Source organism: Pantoea sp. Pa-EAmG (assembly GCF_030024295.1).
GTDB classification, from domain to species: Bacteria; Pseudomonadota; Gammaproteobacteria; order Enterobacterales; family Enterobacteriaceae; genus Pantoea; species Pantoea dispersa.
In genome coordinates, this window is record NZ_JASEWO010000387.1 from 1 (window position 1) to 865 (window position 865).

General features: G+C 60.2%; 1 protein-coding gene. It reads right to left on the bottom strand.

Annotated elements, in window-relative coordinates; genetic code table 11:
- On the bottom strand, positions 1-865 hold an 865-nt coding region (locus QMM04_RS22830), incomplete at both ends, for a dihydropteroate synthase (RefSeq protein ID WP_282997156.1).

Here is an 865-nt window from a genome sequence, read left to right on the forward strand (position 1 = left end):
GACGATGCCCATGTCCATGCCGTTGCGGATGGCATAGTAGAGGAACACCGCGTGGATGGCCTCGCGCACCGGGTCGTTGCCGCGGAACGAGAACGATACGTTCGACACGCCGCCGGAAATTAGCGCATGCGGCAGCTCGCGCTTGATGTCTTCACAGGCGCCGATAAAGTCCTGAGCATAGTTGTTGTGCTCTTCGATGCCGGTCGCCACGGCGAAAATATTCGGGTCAAAGATGATGTCTTCCGGCGGGAAGCCCACCTCTTCGGTGAGAATGTTGTACGCGCGGCGGCAAATTTCAATTTTACGCTCGCGGGTATCGGCCTGGCCGACCTCATCAAAGGCCATCACGACTACGGCGGCACCGTAGCGGCGCACCCGCTTCGCGTGGTGGATAAAGGTATCCACGCCCTCCTTCATCGAGATGGAGTTAACGATGCCTTTGCCCTGGATGCACTTCAGCCCTTTTTCGATGACCTCCCATTTGGAGGAGTCGATCATGATCGGCACGCGGGCGATGTCCGGCTCGCCGGCGATCAGGTTGAGGAAACGCACCATCGCCGCTTCGGCGTCGAGCATCCCTTCGTCCATGTTGATATCGATAATCTGCGCGCCGCTTTCCACCTGCTGTCGGGCAACGTCCAGCGCTTCGCTGTACTTCTCTTCTTTAATCAGACGCTTGAACTTAGCGGACCCGGTAACGTTAGTACGCTCGCCGACGTTCACAAACAGGCTGTCGTCGCCGATGGTCAACGGCTCAAGGCCAGCAAGACGACAGGCAACGGGCAGCTCGGGCAGCCTGCGCGGCGGCAGGCCGGCCACGGCGTTGCTCATGGCCGCGATGTGCTCCGGCGTGGTGCCGCAGCAG